This window comes from Nitrospira defluvii (assembly GCF_905220995.1).
Taxonomy (GTDB): Bacteria; Nitrospirota; Nitrospiria; order Nitrospirales; family Nitrospiraceae; genus Nitrospira_A; species Nitrospira_A defluvii_C.
Genome location: NZ_CAJNBJ010000002.1, coordinates 206,627 through 224,416, shown reverse-complemented (window position 1 = coordinate 224,416; position 17,790 = coordinate 206,627). Strand labels below are relative to the sequence as shown.

General features: G+C 59.5%; 12 protein-coding genes. 11 read left to right on the top strand and 1 reads right to left on the bottom strand.

Annotated features, from left to right (window positions below):
* The first annotated feature begins 102 nt into the window (after positions 1 to 102).
* From KJA79_RS08435 to cysD, 6 genes are all read left to right on the top strand, one after another.
* Positions 103 to 1,770: an NADH-quinone oxidoreductase subunit 5 family protein gene (locus KJA79_RS08435; protein WP_213041596.1), complete on the top strand. Its 1,668-nt coding sequence runs from the start codon at positions 103 to 105 to the stop codon at positions 1,768 to 1,770.
* Positions 1,771 to 1,804: 34 nt separating this feature from the next.
* Positions 1,805 to 5,152, top strand: a complete 3,348-nt coding sequence (locus KJA79_RS08430; protein WP_213041595.1) for a DUF2309 domain-containing protein — start codon at positions 1,805 to 1,807, stop codon at positions 5,150 to 5,152.
* A gap of 49 nt (positions 5,153 to 5,201) precedes the next feature.
* On the top strand, positions 5,202 to 5,525 hold the full coding sequence (locus tag KJA79_RS08425; protein ID WP_213041594.1) for a P-II family nitrogen regulator: 324 nt from the start codon (positions 5,202 to 5,204) through the stop codon (positions 5,523 to 5,525).
* Between the two features lie 116 nt (positions 5,526 to 5,641).
* Positions 5,642 to 7,618 (top strand): PAS domain S-box protein, encoded by a 1,977-nt coding sequence (locus KJA79_RS08420; RefSeq protein WP_213041593.1) that lies wholly within the window; start codon positions 5,642 to 5,644, stop codon positions 7,616 to 7,618.
* A gap of 77 nt (positions 7,619 to 7,695) precedes the next feature.
* The gene (locus tag KJA79_RS08415; protein ID WP_213041592.1) at positions 7,696 to 9,096 is read left to right on the top strand and encodes a sigma-54-dependent transcriptional regulator; all 1,401 of its coding nucleotides are present in this window, start codon (positions 7,696 to 7,698) and stop codon (positions 9,094 to 9,096) included.
* 384 nt (positions 9,097 to 9,480) lie between these two features.
* Positions 9,481 to 10,278: a sulfate adenylyltransferase subunit CysD gene (cysD, locus tag KJA79_RS08410; protein WP_213041591.1), complete on the top strand. Its 798-nt coding sequence runs from the start codon at positions 9,481 to 9,483 to the stop codon at positions 10,276 to 10,278.
* A gap of 27 nt (positions 10,279 to 10,305) precedes the next feature.
* Here the strand turns inward: cysD and KJA79_RS08405 are convergent, their stop codons facing one another.
* Positions 10,306 to 10,515, bottom strand: a complete 210-nt coding sequence (locus KJA79_RS08405; RefSeq protein ID WP_213041590.1) for a hypothetical protein — start codon at positions 10,513 to 10,515, stop codon at positions 10,306 to 10,308.
* 20 nt (positions 10,516 to 10,535) lie between these two features.
* Between KJA79_RS08405 and KJA79_RS08400 the strand changes: the two genes are divergently transcribed.
* The 5 genes from KJA79_RS08400 (at position 10,536) to KJA79_RS08380 (ending at position 17,765) form a co-directional block, all read left to right on the top strand.
* The gene (locus KJA79_RS08400) at positions 10,536 to 13,817 is read left to right on the top strand and encodes a DUF2309 domain-containing protein (protein WP_213041589.1); all 3,282 of its coding nucleotides are present in this window, start codon (positions 10,536 to 10,538) and stop codon (positions 13,815 to 13,817) included.
* Positions 13,818 to 13,973: 156 nt separating this feature from the next.
* A complete protein-coding gene (locus KJA79_RS08395; RefSeq protein WP_213041588.1) occupies positions 13,974 to 15,365 on the top strand; it encodes a bifunctional folylpolyglutamate synthase/dihydrofolate synthase in 1,392 nt (463 codons plus the stop codon).
* A gap of 262 nt (positions 15,366 to 15,627) precedes the next feature.
* The gene (locus KJA79_RS08390; RefSeq protein WP_213041587.1) at positions 15,628 to 16,641 is read left to right on the top strand and encodes an isocitrate/isopropylmalate dehydrogenase family protein; all 1,014 of its coding nucleotides are present in this window, start codon (positions 15,628 to 15,630) and stop codon (positions 16,639 to 16,641) included.
* 34 nt (positions 16,642 to 16,675) lie between these two features.
* Positions 16,676 to 17,035, top strand: a complete 360-nt coding sequence (locus tag KJA79_RS08385) for an isocitrate dehydrogenase (protein ID WP_213041586.1) — start codon at positions 16,676 to 16,678, stop codon at positions 17,033 to 17,035.
* A 301-nt stretch (positions 17,036 to 17,336) separates the two neighbouring features.
* A complete protein-coding gene (locus KJA79_RS08380; RefSeq protein WP_213041585.1) occupies positions 17,337 to 17,765 on the top strand; it encodes a Na-translocating system protein MpsC family protein in 429 nt (142 codons plus the stop codon).
* The last annotated feature ends 25 nt before the right edge of the window (positions 17,766 to 17,790 follow it).

The following is a 17,790-nucleotide window of genomic DNA, read 5'->3' as shown; positions in this document are numbered from 1 at the left end:
CATTTTCCGCATTTCACAGGATTTCGCGTGTGGTTGCACTCTAGGCCCTGTTCTTGCTGATGATGCCGCGCAGAGTATGTGTGTTAAGGAGACCTTGGCGTTATGGATGGTATCTTTCCACTGCTGACAATCTTTGCGCCTCTGCTGGGCACCCTGCTGATCGCTCTCTTCCATCGGGAGCTTGGAGAGCGTGTTGCACGCCTCGGCATCGGGGCGCTCTGGTGTTCAGCGCTGACCTCACTGGTCACCCTTGCCCTGGTGTTGTACGAGGACCCGATCCGTCTCACAATTCTGGGCGCGCCTTCGGGGGCGTTGACCTATACGATTCTCATCGATCGCCTGGCCGGCGTCATGATGGTGCTGATCAGCCTCGTCAGCCTGATCATCCATGTGTACTCCGAGCGATACATGGTGGGTGACGCCGGCTATACCCGGTTTTTTGCGTTGTTGGGAGGCCTGACCTCGGTGCTGCTGAGTCTGGTCAGCAGCGGCAATCTGCTCTGGCTGTTTGTCTGCTGGCATTTGGTGACGTGGTTGCTCGCGTCGCTGTTGGTGTGCAACCCGTCGAGTCGTCCGGCCAGGGAAGCAGGACGCATGACGTTCTGGGTGCAAACGCTCGGCGATGCCGCGTTTTTCCTGGCGCTGTTGGCGCTCTATGGGGCGACCGGTACCCTGGATTTGACAGAGCTGTTTGCCCGCTTGCAGGCAAGCCCCGCGACGCTCACCCTCTGGCCTGGCTGGCACACGGGCCTGGATGTCGCCCTGGTCGCAACCCTGCTGTTCCTGGTATCGGTCATGACGAAGTCGGCCCAGTTCCCGTTTCATTTGTGGTTGATCGGCACGATCGAGGCGCCTACGCCGGTGTCCGCCTTGATGCACGCGGGGATCGTGAATGCCGGCGGCTTTCTCGTCAATCGCCTCGCCCCCCTGTTCGGGATGGCGCCCACGACCCTCCATCTGATGTTTGTGATCGGTGGTGTGACGGCGTTGATCGGCGCCAGCGCAATGCTGACGCAAACGAGCGTCAAGCGTCGGCTCGTCTATTCAACCATGGGACAGATGGGGTACATGGTTATGGAATGCGGGTTGGGCGCCTTTGCCCTGGCAGTGTTCCATCTCTGCGCGCACGGCCTGTTCAAGGCCACGTTGTTTCTCAATTCGGGTTCTGTCATTCATAAGGCCAGGAAGGAGTTCAAATTACCGCCGGCTGCCAAGGTGGATGAGGCCCATAGCTTTTCACCCATGACCTGGACGACCGGCCTGGTGGCCACCCTGGTGCTGCCGTTGGTGATCCTGCTCGTCGCGCACGGGGTCGTGAGTATTCCGTTGCAAGACGCGCAGGGGGCGGTGATCTTTCTGTTCTTCGGGTGGGTCACGACCTCGCAAGCGATGTTCACGTTGTACCGACTCCACACCGGGGCCTCTTGGACCGTGTCGTTGACCATGCTGGGAGCATTGGCGTTTATCGGCCTCACCTACCTCTGGGCCGGCGAGGCGTTTACCCACTTTCTGTACCCGGCCCACGATGCCGCCGCGGGTTTTATGCGTGCTGCCGAGTGGAATCGTTCGTTGTTTGATGCGGTGGTGGGTTTGACGGTCATGTTGATCCTTGCGGCATGGGGGATGATTTACGGCAAGGCCAGAGGCGTAAAATTTCTGATGCCGGCCTGGATGGATCAGTTGCGCGCACGGGCCTATGTGATGTTTCTGAACGGCCTCTATGTCGAGGATCTGGTTCGTATGATCGGTCGAGCCGCGTTTCGCCGGTAATCCACCGGGAACCGGAGCCGAATGGAGTCGATGCATGGCACTTGAACGACGCATTTTCACCGATGCAGAGCGGATGGAATTGCGGTCTCACGTGGAACTGGCAGGAGAGGCCATTGCCTCCTACTGGCCCATGCGGACGTTCATCCACCATAACCCCTTGCATGGCCTGGAAGAGCTTCCGTTCGATCAGGCCGTGAAGCGTGGTGAGCAGCTCCTCGGGGGCAAAGGCTACCTTCCGAGTACGATCTATCGCCGCTATGTGGCCGAGGGCCGCATCCGTCCGGAAGATGTGACGCAGGTCTTGACTCCGCTTGCAGGGGATCGCCAGGTGACGTTTGCCGGACGCCCGTTATCGCACCTGGAGGTGCTGCGGTTGTCCATGATGCATGGGCTCAGCGATCCGGTCCTCGATTCGCCGGTTTCCGATGAAGCGACGGATCACCTCGCGGCCTGGCTCACGCAGTCGGTCGGCGAAACCCGGACCATGCAGCCGGAATCGCTCCTTCCCTGGGAACCCCTCGATCTCTGCTCGCAGGAGACTCTGTCGGGTTGGTGCGATCGCACGTTAGGGACGTCGATCGTGTCGGACATCAACGAGCAGATGGTGAAATGGTGCGGAGTGTTTCTGGACGAGGGGGAAGCGTCCTGGGTCATGCCGGAGCGGCAGCATACGTTTTATCGCTCATGGAAACGATTGGCCCGGTACGATGCCGGTCTGCGGTTGTTGGGTGTGAGGGATGCGGCGAAAAAAATCGATGCCATGGATGATCGACCTGAAGAGGGAGTGCTGCATAGTCTGACCGCGATGGGTATTCCCAAGCCTGCCTGGGAGTCGTATTTCGCCCTGCATCTAGCGGCCTTGCCCGGGTGGACCGGGTACATCAAGTGGCGATCGGAAGAGCCGCATTACCCCTGGCAGGCACGGTATCCCATCGACCTCGTAAAGTATCTGGCCGTGCGATTGTTCTACGAACGGGAATTTGTCAACCTGCATTGCCGGCAGCGGCTGAACATCGAGGGGCAGGTTGACGCCATCCGTGGCCACATCGAGCAGGCTCCCTATGGCCATTGGCTGAGGCGGAAGTTGGTGGATGGGGTACTGGCGGGAGCAGTGGCCGCCGAAGTGCGCATATGGCAGCAACAACATAACAAGGCCACTCAGGAGGAGTGGAATGAGTTCGGGCGGCAAGTCTATGACCAGACTGCCGGGGCGCGCCGCGCCGATATCTTCAGGCGGGACGCTCGACGAGTGTCGGCCCTTGCGGCCGCCATGGGCGTCGATCCCGAGCTGGTGACCCAGACTTCGCCTTCGGATGTGCTCACAGTCCTGAACTGGTTGGATGGCTTTCCTGCCGGGCAGCAGAGCCAACGCTGGTTGGAAGCGTTTGAAACACGACAACGTGTGGATGTGGTCGGACAGTTGAGCGGGGTAGCGAGGCAACTGCGGGACAGTGACGGCCGCGCTGCGGCTGCGGCTCCTGCGCGCCCTCTCGCGCAAATAGTGTTCTGTATCGACGTGCGCTCAGAAGTGTTCCGGCGGCATCTCGAACAGCTCGGCGGGTATGAGACGTTGGGCGTGGCCGGTTTTTTCGGCATTCCCGTGAAGTACCAAGCATTCGGGGAAGAACTTCCCGTGACGCATGCCCCCGTGCTGCTGAAGCCGAAGAATCATATCCGTGAGATTCCTCGAAGCTACCATGGGACGGCGGCGAGCCGGCATCGGCTGTTCGCCACACTGAGTCATGCCGGCCACCATCTGCTGCACGATCTCAAGGAGAACGTCATCACCCCCTACGTCATGGTGGAAGCGCTGGGGTGGTTTTTCAGCGTGCCGTTTTTCGGGAAAACCCTCTTCCCCCTCTGGTATCACCGCCTCACGACCTGGGTGAAGGGCTTGTGGTTGCCGCCGTTGGCGACCACCCTCACGATCGACAAGCTAAGCCGCGAAGAAGCGCAGGAAATGGTGGCGGTGGAACAGCGCGCCGCCATTCGTGCCGCGCTGCGGCAGGAGTTCCCCGAACTCGGTTCCGCGATCACCCCCTCGTTGATCGACAACATCAGGCTCGGCGCCATGGAGCAGCAGGATGATCAGAGGAATCAGGCGGTCGCTGGCAGTCTGGGAATGACCGTTGCCCAGGTTGAGGCGCTGTACGAACGATTCCGTCGTGAATACACGCTGACGCCTCGTGGCCTCTCCTCCCGGCTGCAGCGCATCACCCAGCATGGATTCTCCGTATCCGAGCAGGCCTACGGCGTGGAGGCGGCGCTTCGACTGATGGGATTCACGTCGGGGTTCGCACGGTTGGTCGTGATGTGTTCCCACGGCAGCACGTCGGACAACAATCCCTACGAATCCGCCCTGGACTGCGGCGCTTGCGGCGGCAACAGCGGCCTCCCCAACGCGCGGGCCTTTGCGGCGATGGCCAACAATCAAGCCGTGCGCAAGGTGTTGGAGTCCCGCGGCATCAAGATTCCCGGCGATACGCATTTTGTGGCCGCGCAGCACGACACGACTAGGAATGATGTCCGCATTGTCGACTTGGAAGATGTGCCGGCCACACATCGCAAAGACCTGGTGCGATTGCTAGACGACCTCCGCGAGGCGGGTGAGCAGGCAGCCCGCGAACGGGGTGCGGCATTGGATGGACCGGTCGTTCAGGCCAAACGCAAAGATCCATACGTCAGAGCCAGCCGGAGAAGCGTCGATTGGGCTCAGGTTCGTCCGGAGTGGGGGCTGTCGAAAAATAACCTGTTGATCATCGGGCGGCGGGATCTCACGCGACCCTTGAATCTCCAGGGGCGGGCATTCCTCCATTCCTACGACTATCGACAAGACGACTCGGGAAAACTGCTGGAAGCCATCATGACCGCGCCGCTCATCGTGGCTCAATGGATCAACATGGAGCACTATTTCTCGACGGTCGACAACGACGTCTACGGAAGCGGGAGCAAGGTGTATCACAACATCGTCGGGCGGGTGGGGGTGATGACGGGAGCGAGCAGTGACCTTCGACTGGGTCTTCCGGCGCAGACCGTGCTGGACGGACCGCGTCCCTATCATGAGCCGATGCGCTTACTGACCGTGATCGAGGCGCCACGCGCCCGCGTCGAGTCCGTGATCGCGAAACATCCCGGACTCGAGCGGTTGTTTCAGAATGAGTGGGTGACGCTGGTGGTATGTGAGCCGACCGAGGCGATTTTCTATCATTACGACATCATGCAGGGTTGGCGACCCGTGTTGGAAGACGCAGAGGGGAATTTGATTGGAGAGGCTGACGCCGTGGCATCCGCTGTCCCGATGGACTGTGTGGAATCGCATCAAGGCGAAACCTCGTCCGCCTCACGCCCCTCAGGCACGGCAGAATGGAATGAGGGCCGATAGTGTGGGGGAGCGAAGGATGTCGAATAGAGGAGGAGAGGGGGACCGGAGTATGCTGACGTTGCATCCGATGAAAGAAATCCGCATCGTGGTCGAGGGGGAGCACCTGAAGTTAGTGACGAATTTGCTCGATCGAGTCGGCGCCACCGGCTACACGATCATCAACAACGTCTCGGGCAAAGGACATCACGGGTTCCATGAAGGGCACTTGTTGTTCGACGACACCAGCAGCCAGGTGATCGTGTTCACCGTTGTGCCGGAAGAGCGCATCGAGCCGATTCTGGCTGGATTGGGGCCGCTCTTTCACAAACATTCCGGTGCCATGTTCGTCAGTGATGTCGCGGTGACGCGGCGTGATCATTTTGTGGGTCAGTAGCAGGCCTCAGGACCGGATGCTCACCCTGGACGGGCGGAGACTCGCCGGGGAGACTGACCCGGCGTGTCTGAGTCTGCCGAACGAAACTCGAGTCTGTTCCACCAAGCGCGACCGTCATGGCCTCTACCCATCGTAACCGTTCCAAGGTCTCCAGACCGGTTGGGGCGGAACTCGCCGCCGCTGAGGTGCTGGCCTGGCTGAGCGACTGTATCCACGGCGGCCTCTGTTTCGTCTGCCGTGGCCTTCTCATTTTCGAAAATTCACAATTCGCCGAGTTGGTGAAACGTGCGCAGTCCCCGGTGGAAGGTATGGAACATGCCCTGCGGAGACGCCTTCTGGATGACGCGATCGATTGGAACACGCGAGCGCTGGGAGCCAGAAAGACGGCTGAATACACGCTGGAGACTCGGGACGGCGGGCGACTCTACTATGCCTGCCGTTTCAATGTGGTGCCCTACCGCGGGGAGCGCGGTGTCCTTATGGTATTGGAAGATGTGACCGAGCGGATCGCGCTCGCACAGGAGGCGGCGCACGTCGCGCGATTTCAATCGGCGTTGGCGCGCATCGGGACTCTGGCGGTCAGCGGCCTGTCGGCCCAGGCGTTGATGAATGAGGCGGTGCGGGAAACGGCGGCCGCGCTGGAAGTGGAACTCTGCAAGATCCTGGTGCCGCGCGAGCGGGACAGCCATCTGTACATCATGGCGGGGGTCGGGTTGCAGAGGGATCTCATCGGCAAGCTCACCATCGAAGGCGGCACGCATTCCCAAGCCGGCTACGCGATCCGGGAGCGGGTTCCGGTCGTGGTCGACGACCTCCGGCAAGAGACTCGATTTTCTCCGTCCAGATTGCTCACCGAACATGGGGCAGTCTCGGGGATGTGTGTGCCCATGCTGGTTCAGGACAAGGTCTACGGGGTGATGACGGCTCATGCGAAGCGGGTCCGCAAGTTCAGTCAGCAGGAGCAGGAGTTTTTGTGCACCATGGCCAACACCATCGGGACGGTCCTGGAGCGCCGATGGCATGAAGAGACACAGATGGATTTTTATCATCGCCTATTCTCCTCCGCGGAGGACGGCGTGATGATGACCGACACGACCGGCCGAATTTTGGAATGGAATCCGGCCCTGGAGCGCATGACCGGGTGGACGCGCGAAGAGGCCTTGGGCCAGCGCCCGACCATTCTGAAGTCCGGGAAGCATCCGACGGAATTCTACGAACGGTTGTGGGCATCCATTCGCTCCGGCCACCCCTTCGTCGAACGGTTTATGAACAGACGAAAAGACGGATCTGAGTTCTTGGTGTGGGAACGTGTCAGTCCGGTTAAGGCCTTCGACGGGACGACCCAGTATTTCATGGCGATCCTGACCGATCTGAGCGAGCGGGAACAGATGTTGGAAGCCCTTCGTCACACAGAGCAGGTGAAGCTGGTCGGGCAACTTGCCGGCGGCATTCTGCACGAGGTGCGCAATCCGCTCATCGGCTTAGGGAGCCTGGCGACACATCTGGCCGAGCAGACGTCTTTGCCACAGGAGGCTCGCGACCGCTGCCGGTTGATCGCCCGGGAGGCGGCTCGGATCGATGAACTCTTGGAATCTCATTTGGGGCAGTTGCGGCCCAGGCCGTTCGATATCGCTCCCTGCGACCTGGCGTCGGTGTTGGAGGATACACTGACGTTGCTCCGTCCGAACTTAGTTAAACACCAGATTCTCATCAGGAGCTCCATTGTGCCCGACCTGCCGGCCGTCGATGCATCGAGGGCCCATATTTTACAAGTGTTCTTGAACATCGCGATGAATGCCATCGATGCCATGCCGAACGGCGGTCACTTGCATGTGACGCTCACGCCGGACGTCCGGCGAGTGCCTGGGGTGTTGATGCGATTTGCGGATACGGGCAAGGGGATACCGGCCGAGGACTTGGGACGGATCTATGAGCCGTTCTTCACGAACGGGAAGGCGAAAGGGGTCGGCCTCGGGCTCACGATCACCCGAGATATGGTGGAGCGTCATCATGGTCAACTCATCATTCAAAGTCCCCCAGGGAGCGGAGCGGTGGTTGATGTGTGGCTGCCGGTGAAGCACGAGGTCTCGTAGGATGCGAAGCCAAGCCTTGGCCGGTGACGGTCGGCCCGTGATGCGCGATCTCTCTCGTCAATGCGGGGGCGTTTAACATGCCATGGCATTTGTTGCTCTTAGAGGATGAAGCCTCCGTTCGCGAAGCATTTGCGTTACGGTTGCGAGACCAGGGCTATGTGGTCCAGACGGCCGGCTCTGGTGAGGAGGCGTTCGGCTTGCTCCGTTCGTTCGAGCCGGATGTGCTGGTTGTTGATCTGGTGATGCCCAATCTGTCCGGGCTGGATGTGCTGGCCCGAGTGAAACAGATGTCGCCGACATTGCCGGTCATCGTGCTGACGGCCAGAGGGACGGTCAAAGATGCGGTCGAAGCCATGCGGCTTGGCGCGTTCGATTTTGTGGCGAAGAGCATCGATATGGATGATCTGCTCCACACGTTGCGCCGGGTGACGGAGTTCCTGACCCTTCAGCGTCAGGTGCAGTTGCACAGCGGCCAGGATGCCGCGCGCTATGCGTTGGATCGGGTGATCGCCAAGAGTCCTGTCACCAGGAGCTTTCTGGCTCAGGTGCAGGAACTCGTGCGCAATGATCGTGTGACAGTGCTGTTACAAGGTGAAACAGGAACCGGCAAGCAATACATGGGGCGGGTGATCCATTACAACAGTGCACGTGGAACCAAACCCTGTGTGGAGGTTGACTGCCCCTCAATTCCAAGAGACCTGTTCGAAAGTGAGCTGTTCGGTCACGAGAAGGGAGCATTCACGGGCGCAGCCGGCCGGAAATGTGGGCTGATCGAAATGGCCGAAGGGGGCACTGTTTTCTTTGACGAAATCGGGGATCTTCCACTGGCCTTACAAGCCAAGTTACTGCGTGTGATCGAGGAGCGATCGCTGCGACGGGTCGGAGGTATGACGACGGTGCCCGTCGACGTGCGCTTCATGGCCGCGACCAACCGTGATCTCAAGGCAGCCGTCGCGAAGGGGGAGTTTCGGGAGGATCTGTATTTTCGTCTGAACGTGGTCATGCTGACCGTTCCTCCCTTGCGCGCGCGATCGGAAGACATTATTCCGCTTGCCGAACACTGTCTCCTGAGGTCGGCGTTGGCGCTCAAAAAGCCTGTTCGGGAGTTGACCGACTCCGCCAAGCAAGTGCTTCAGGCGTATCACTATCCCGGTAATGTGCGGGAATTAAGCAACCTCATCGAACGAGCGGTGATCTTCTGCAACGGCCCATCGCTCGATGCCGCTCATTTTCCGAACGACGTGTCTGCGGCAGTGGCGCCCATGACAGTCCCGGCGGTCGCGCCGACTGCGGTACCTGCCGCTGAGGCCGATCCGTTCATGGTTCACTTGTCGTTTAAGGTTGGGGAGCGTTCGTTGACCGACCTCGAGGATGCCATCATTCATGCGGTGTTGGCGCGGGCCGACGGGAATAAAACTCTTGCAGCGAAGTATCTGGGAATCACACGCTGGATGCTTGACCGGCGACGCAAGGGGTAAGGTCCTTCCAGCGCTCACCTTTCCTCACGCCTCCTTGATGTTTCCCTCCCACAAGCCCTGTTGAGCCGAACGAGCCGTGCTGAGTCGAGCGTGAGTGCGCAGACACACGCGTGTGCGGACCGAGTCTGCTCGCGCACGGGGTCGATCGAGCCACGATGGCCACGTCTGAGCAGGTCCAGTCGGATGAATGGCGATCTGTCCTGTGTTCCGAATGTCCTCGTCCGGATGGTCGGTCGTCCTGCGTACGGGCCCGGGCGTCTTGATAACAGGAACCTATCTTGCACAACCGGTCTTGTGACTGATCGGACGCGATCGAGGGGAGCCCTGGGATCGCGCCGGTGAATAACGTTCAATCGATCTCATTGTGCGCCATAAGGAGGCGGCATGCGACATCTGCGCGACCTGGAGGATCAGAGTGTCTACATCTTGCGTGAGGCGTATAAGCATTTCGATCATCTCGCCATGTTGTGGTCTATGGGTAAGGATTCAACTGTTCTCTTATGGCTGGCGCGTAAAGCCTTTTTCGGCCATGTGCCCTTCCCACTGGTACACATCGACACCGGGTACGAGATGCCGGAACTGATCCAATATCGAGATCGGTTGTGCCGTGAATGGAGGTTGAACCTCGTTGTGGGCCAGAACAGGGAGGCGCTGGCTGACGGCATGGGTCCTGACCGGGGCCGGGTGGTTTGTTGCACCGCCATGAAAGTCGAGGCGCTAAAACAGACCATCGCGCGCCACGGGTTCTCCGCAATCATCCTCGGCATTCGCGCAGATGAGGAAGGCACACGGGCTAAGGAACGGTATTTCTCGTTGCGCGGCAAGGATGGAGAATGGAATTTTCGTGACCAGCCGCCTGAGCTCTGGGATCAATACCAGACGATGTTTCCCCCTGGTTCCCATATTCGAGTCCATCCCCTTCTCGATTGGACCGAACTCAACATTTGGGAATATCTCGAGCATGAGCACATTGAGCTGCCGACGCCCTATTTCGACCGTGGCTCCGGCACCCGATTCAGAAGCTTGGGTTGCGTGCCCTGCACCGGTACGGTTCCCTCCTGCGCCACAACGATCCCACAAATCATCACGGAGTTGCGCCTCACCACGACCGCTGAACGAGCCGGCCGTGCTCAAGACGAAGGGCGCGGGATGGAGACTCTACGTAAGCTTGGACACATGTAGCGCTCTGCACCTCGTCCCGCCCTTCAATCATCGAGTTCCGATGCCGAACAGATGAAGATATTTCACGTACGTGCGAGCCTGCACGTACGTGTACCCTTGCACGATCGGGCCTTGCCGACGGTCGCCGATGCAGTCGGGGCGATACCACGGAATCCGTCCGTTCCTGAGAAATTGAATGGAATCCGTCGTCTCTCGCCAAGAGTGATCGAGATGGCCTCGTTCTTGCTCATTACCCATGGAGAAGGTGAGAGCACGGCATGAACACAACGAATGGTGTGGATATGCGGTATACCGACGCGCAGCGAATGGAGTTACGGACCTATGTCAGCTTGGCCGGAGAAGTCATCGCAAAGGTCTGGCCGATGACATCGGTGATCGCGAGAAATCCGCTTCAAGGGTTGGAAGATTTGAGCTTTGAGGATGCCGTTCAGCGCGGGGAGCAGCTATTCGGAGGATCAGGCACTCTGTCTTCCGATGCCTATCGAGAGGCATTCCGGAGCGGCCGTATCCAGGCGCGCCATCTTGAGGCGGTCTTGAAGCCGCTGGCGACCGACCAGCAGATCACCTTCGGCGGTCATGTGTTCTCCCATCGAGATGTGCTCCGTGCCGTAATGGTTGCGAGGGGGCACGCCACTCAGTTATGTGGCGGAGACGCGACGGCTGAGCCTTCCAGCAAGGAAGCCGAGGTCATGATCTCGAACGTGACCGAGTGGTTATGCAGGACTCCTTCCTGGGAGGCACGAGAACAGACGGAGCCGGGCGCCCCTTGCGCAGTTGAAGAGGGGTCATCTGAGGAAACGATGGCCACCTGGTGTGATCGAACGCTCGGTACCGATATTACAGACCAGATTAATCGCCAGATGATCAAGTGGTGCGCGGCATTCTGCGACGAAGGTGATGCAGCCTGGCCCATGCCGAGGCGAGAAGAAACGTTCTTTCGAGCATGGAAAGCTGCGGCGCGATATGACCTCAGCCTCAGATGCTTAGGCATCAAACAGGTGTCGTCCAAAATTCTGGCGCTTGCCGACCGTCCTGAAGACGTTGTGCTTGAATCGCTGGAGATGCTTCAGGTGCCCCATTCAACCTGGCAGCAGTACTTGTCGCTGCATCTGGCCGCGCTGCCCGGCTGGGCGGGGTTCATTAAGTGGCGTGAAGAGCAGGATACGCATGCCTGGCAACTCGCCTATCGCATCGATCTCGTGAAGTATCTCGCCGTTCGGTTGTTTTATGAGCGAGAGCTTGTCGCGACGGCCTGCCACAAGTCGTTGCGCTGTGAGGGAAGTGCAGTCGCCGTTCGCGAGTACGGAAGACGGTTTCCCTATACCCTGTGGTTCAAGAGGGCCTCCGTGTCCGGACACCTCCCCAAGAGAATCGTGTCGGACGCCGCACGTCTCCAGCCAGAAGGGACGCCTTCCGATCCCAGCGCCTGGGAGCAGCAATGTCGGCGTTGGTTTGAGGAACAGCGTCCCGGTGACCGCACCGGTACTGCGGAGGCTCGTCTCCTGTTGACGATCGCAGAAAATTTGGGGGTGCCGGCGCCCCTCATCACCTCGACGCAGCCGCACGACCTGTCTGTGCTGCTCGCCTGGCTCCGAGCCTTCACCCCTCGGCAGCAGCGCCTCACATGGTTGGAGGCGTTTGAACGGAGCCATCAGGACGAGGTGCTGCAAAAGCTCGATGCCGCCGATGATGGAGACGAGCGAGCGTTGACACCGGGTCGGCAGTCTGCGCGACCCCTGGCACAGGTTGTCTTCTGTATCGATGTGCGTTCTGAGGTGTTTCGGCGACATCTTGAACAACGCGGCGGTTACGAAACCTTCGGATTTGCCGGCTTCTTCGGGCTGCCGTTTTCCTATCGCGCATTGGATGAGCAGCCGGAATTGGCTCTCTGCCCGGTCCTCTTGAAACCAAAACATCTGATTCGGGAAGTCCCCAGAACGTATCAGGACGCGCGAGCAGAGCGGCGTAAGCAGAGTACGCATCTCGTCAAAGCGGGACATGAACTGCTCCACGATCTGAAGCACAACGTCGTGACGCCCTATGTCATGGTTGAAGCGATCGGCTGGTTTTTTCTGTTGCCTTTCATCGGCAAGACGCTCTGTCCTCGCTGGTATCATCGGGTTAGCGCATGGATCAAGTCCATGATCATGCCGGCGGTGGCGACGACACTGACGGTCGGGAAGTTTTCGACCGCCGAAGCCGAAGACATGCTGGCTGCCGAACAACGTCTGCAGATTGCCTGGTGGCTGAGGAAACACGGACGACGAGCCGGGAGTCGAGTGACGGGTGCTGTGTTGGATGAGATCAGGCGACAAGTCCTCACAGACGACGAAGCAGTCCTCTCGCCCCCCGGGGCGCTTGGCAGGCTGCTGGGGCTATCGTCCCCGGAAGAAGCAGAGGCTCTTGCGATGCTGCGCCGGGAGTGCCGTCTCACCTATCGGGGTACTCGTTCTCGGCTGGATCGCATTACCCGAACCGGGTTTACCCTCAATGAGCAGGCCTATTATGTCGAAACGTCCCTGCGGCTGATGGGGCTGACCGGCTCCTTTGCCAGAGTTGTGGTGCTCTGTGGGCATGGCAGCACCTCGGAGAATAATCCCTACGAGTCGTCCTTGGACTGCGGCGCCTGTGGCGGAGGACAGGGGCTTCCCAATGCGCGTGCATTCGCCATGATGGCGAATCGTCCGCAGGTTCGAGAGATGTTAGCGGCCCGTGGCCTGGCGATCTCTCCCGATACGCATTTTGTCGCGGCGCTCCACAATACGACGACGGATGAGGTGCAGGTATCCGATCTCGAAGATGTGCCGTCCACCCATCGGAAGGAACTCGCGCAAATCTTGGAAGATGTCCATGAGGCCGGCGTGGCGGCCTCGGCAGAGCGGTGGGTCGCCTTGACCGCAGCAACATCCGGCACTGAATCGCGTGCGGCACGACAGGACATTGAACGGCGCAGTTTCGATTGGGCGCAGGTACGTCCCGAGTGGGGCTTGGCGCGCAATAGTGTGTTTATTGTCGGCGACCGACGGCTGACGCAGTCGGCCGATCTGCAGGGACGCTCCTTCTTGCACTCCTATGACCACCTGGAGGACGTAGACGGTCGATTGCTTGAAACCATCATGACCGCCCCCCTGATCGTCGCTCAGTGGATCAATATGGAGTATTACTTCTCGGCGGTGGCTCCCGATGTCTATGGGAGCGGCAGCAAGATCTATCACAATGTCACCGGTGGCATCGGAGTGATGACGGGCAGTCAGAGCGATCTCCGTATGGGATTGCCGACTCAGACTGTCATGCGTGGCGGGGATGCGTACCATGAGCCGATGCGGTTGACGGCCATTATCGAAGCGCCGCGAGATCGGATCATGGCCATCGTTGCACGACAACCGATTCTCGAGAAGCTTTTGAACAATCGATGGGTTCTGCTCATCGCGCGTGAACCGTCCGAAGGGCAATACTACCGTTACCACGGAACCAGCGGGTGGGCTGCGATCGTCGACATCGAGAGGCCGGTCGGCGATGCGATCCTCCCGCGGGCATAAGCCTGGATACCTCTCGACTGGCAGGTGATGGAAACAGGCGCGTCATGGCTGTGAACGCGGCCGGCCGGCGAGGTGCATCAGTATCTCGCGGGTACCCGCCGGCGGACATGCTCCCTGTTCTGATGGATGTTCACTCATAGCGGGGAAGAAGTGAGTATGCATAGCCGGCGTCCGCGAACGTTTCCGCCTTCCTGGACCGTGCCCTTCTCCTCCTATGCCGAGGTGACGAACATGCTACGGGAGGTCGAAGTCGCCTGCATCCTACGGGGCCGGCCGTCCGACGGTACCGTCAACTTTGGAGCCGTGTCCCGCTGTCTGCACGAGCTCAAGCGTCCGGATCGGGCATATCGGTCGATCCACGTGACCGGCACCAACGGGAAGACGACGGTCAGCCGCATGATCGGCGCGTTAATTCAGGCCGCCGGGTTGACGGTAGGTGTCTATACGAGTCCGCACGTCCTGCATTTTCGAGAGCGCATTGCCATCAACGGGCAGCCCATCGGCGAGGAGGAGCTGGTCGATGCCTGTAACCACGTCAAAGCCTTCTTGGACGTGCGTGGGCTTCAACTCGCTCCGTTTGAGTTTTTGACCGCGGCGGCATTCTTCGCCTTCCGCGCGGCGAAGGTGGACTATGCGGTGATCGAAGTGGGGATCGGCGGGCGGCAGGATGCGACGAATGTCATCGCACCAGAGCTCTCGGTCATCACGAACGTTGAATATGACCACACGGAGATGCTCGGCGAGACGCTCGAGCAGATCGCCGCCGAGAAGGCGGGAATTATCAAGCCACTCACACCTGTCCTGTGTGGGCCGATGCCGGATGGGCCGCGTGCCGTGATCTTCTCACGAGCAGCAGCACTCAAGGCTCCGTTGCTGGTGAGCGGAGAGGACTACGATGTGAAGGAGTTTGTGCGTACCGGCTACACCGGGCGCTGCACACTGCAGGTGGGCTCGGCGACTCTTGCCGGCGTGCGCCTCACTTCGCCGGCTCCGTTCATGGCGACCAATGCATCGCATGCCCTCATGACGTATGACGTGTTACGCCGAAGAGGTTTAGTGCCGGAGATCGATGCGGGTGAAATCGCACGATTGTTCGGTGAGATGAATCTCTCGGCCTGCTGCGAGGTGCTCCCAGGTACCCCGACCATTGTCCTTGACAGCGCGCACAATGCCTCGGCGGCCACCAGGCTGGCGACAATGCTTCGGACTACCTTCGAAGGCCGCCGCTGCGTCTGGCTCGTTTCTATGTGCCGCGATGCGCAATGGGAGCAGATGTTGCGTTCCCTTGCCGGTGCAAGTGCCGATCGAGTCATCGTGACCTGTTATCCCCCTGAGAGGGCCGTGGCTCCGCAGATGATTGCAGAACGTTGGCGTGCCTCCTCTCGCGTGGCCGCAGAAATTGTGGAGAGTCCGGATGCGGCATTCTGCCGCGCCCGTGAGGCGGCGGGCCCTTATGGGGTCGTGGTTGTGACTGGGTCTCCACAGCTTGGCGGCTATTGCCGGCCGCTCGCAAAATCGTTCGTCGCTGAAGTTGCGGGACAACCATAGCTCCGATCTTTCGCACCTCCTGCCGGTAGTGAGCACAGATGCACAGTGCGCGCGGCTCTTGTGTATGTGTGCACGACCTGGATGGGGACGGCGCGCAGAGCGGGGAACCCGTTTCGAGAATTCCATACATTGTGCGGGAAATGTGAACTGCCCCCGGCCAGTCGCGAGGGTCGATTTGCTGGAATCGCCCTTGCAAGACGTGATTGGGCGAGCGGGGGAGCGGATGGTCCGGTCATCCTTGCTGCGTAAGGGAGGTTCACTGATGGCACAACATGTCGTGACGATGCTTCCAGGAGAAGGTACTGGCCCTGAGATTTGCGAAGCGGTGCGGCTGGTGATCGACGCAAGCGGCGTCGATATCAAGTGGGAATACGAAGAGATCGGATTGGGTTGTTTAGAGAAGTACGGTACCTTGCTTCCGGACAAGACCATCAAGAACATTGCCAAGAACAAGGTCGCGCTGAAAGGCCCTACGACCACCCCGATCGGGACCGGGCACAAGAGCGCGAACGTGACGCTGCGCAAGGTGTTCGATTTGTTTGCTAATGTCCGCCCGGCGAAACTGATTCCGGTGCTGAAACGACCGTGGGATACGATCGATATCATCAATTTCCGTGAGAACACGGAAGACTCCTATGCGGCCATCGAACATATGGTGTCCGACGAAGTGGCGCAGTGTTTGAAAGTTATCACCTGGCCCGGCTCGTACCGTATCGCCGACTTTGCGTTCCAGTGGGCGAGAGCCAACGGCCGGAAGAAAGTGTATTGCGTGCACAAAGCCAACATCATGAAGATGACCGACGGATTGTTTCTCGACGCGTTCCGCGAAGCCGCGAAGAAGTATCCTGAGATCGAAATCGGTGATGTGATCGTCGACAACTGCTGCATGCAGCTGGTGAGAAATCCGGCTCAGTTCGACTGTCTGGTGCTGCCGAATTTGTATGGCGATATTCTCACTGACCTCTGCGCCGGCCTTGTCGGGGGATTGGGCTTTGCCCCTGGTGCCAATATCGGCGACAACTGCTCGATCTTCGAGGCGGTGCACGGCTCTGCGCCGAAGTATGCCGGGATGAAAAAGGTGAACCCATCGGCCGTGTTGGTGTCGGGGATCATGATGTTACGGTGGTTGAAGGAGACGGCGGCGGCCGACCGCATCGAAAAGGCCATGTTCGCCGTCCTCGACGAACGAAAGCATGTCACCTACGACGTGGGTGGGACCGCCACGACCGACGAATATGCCCAGGCCATCGTCGATAAGATGCACGCGAAGGCCTGAGATCCCGCAATCGCACAAGAAAAGGAGAGGACCCATGGCAACGACGTTTTCCGAAGCAGCGCGAGCAACACGCAAGAAGAAAGAGATCAAGCTTGTCGGTGTGGACATGTACATTGTGACCGAACAGGGCATTCCGACATTCCCGGAAGGCGAGTTCGGTCCCTTCAAGTGCGAGTTTATTTCCAATCGCGGAACCAAGGTCTGGCCGGGATTCGTGAGTCCCGATCTGATGATGGTGAACTGGTATCGCTGTCGCTTTATGTCTACTCGCGATGTGAACGATAGCGATGTCGATACGTTCCTGTCGGTGTTGACCAAGAAAGGCTGGTGGTGGTCCGCTGCCCAGAAGTTGTGGACTCATGATGGAGAGGCAGCCTACAGCAAGGCGTACTAGCCAGGAGAGTGGCTCGGGGTGCACCATCGCGTGCACCCCGAGCCGATCGAGGGTCTGCGGTGTCTCGGGGAATGAGGGAACAGGTCAGATTCTTACCGGTGTTGAACCGTTCCATCGCGACGTCGGCCGAGCAATAGATTCTCGGACACGGTATTGAATAACCTTGTCAACACGATTACCCTGAGTAGGTGCGCGCGAAGTTCCGCTCGCGCAGGAGGCATATCTCGATCACCGGCAGGACCCAGAATGCATGTCCTCGCATTGGTGGATGATTCGCCATCTGAGTACCGAGGAGCAGACCATGGCAAGCTTGAGTACGAATAAGGCCGATGTGGAATATGCCGTTATGATGACGGTCTTAAACTTTCATTCAGAGTTCATGAAATCCGGCTACTCGCATGTTGATGTTCAATGGTCTACAGACCTCATCCATGTCACGTTGACCAGGAATGGATCAGTTCCTGCCGAGGCACGATTGGCTCAATCGGAGGAGGGGCGGGCGCTGCTCAGGCAGGTACACGAGGCCCTGTTCACCTCCTGTCAGGCAGAGCTGATGCAGCGAATTGAAACCGTCATGGACCGCAAGGTGCGGACGATGGTCACCAGCCTCGACCCGGTGTCCGGCAGAAGTCACATTGCGGTCTATCTTCAAGATGTTCCAAGACCACCGACCTACCCCAACGTTTCTCCCCCGCTGGGAAGAGCCGATGCCGACTATCACAAGGATTGAGCGCGGGGAGCCGTCCGCCCCAGTC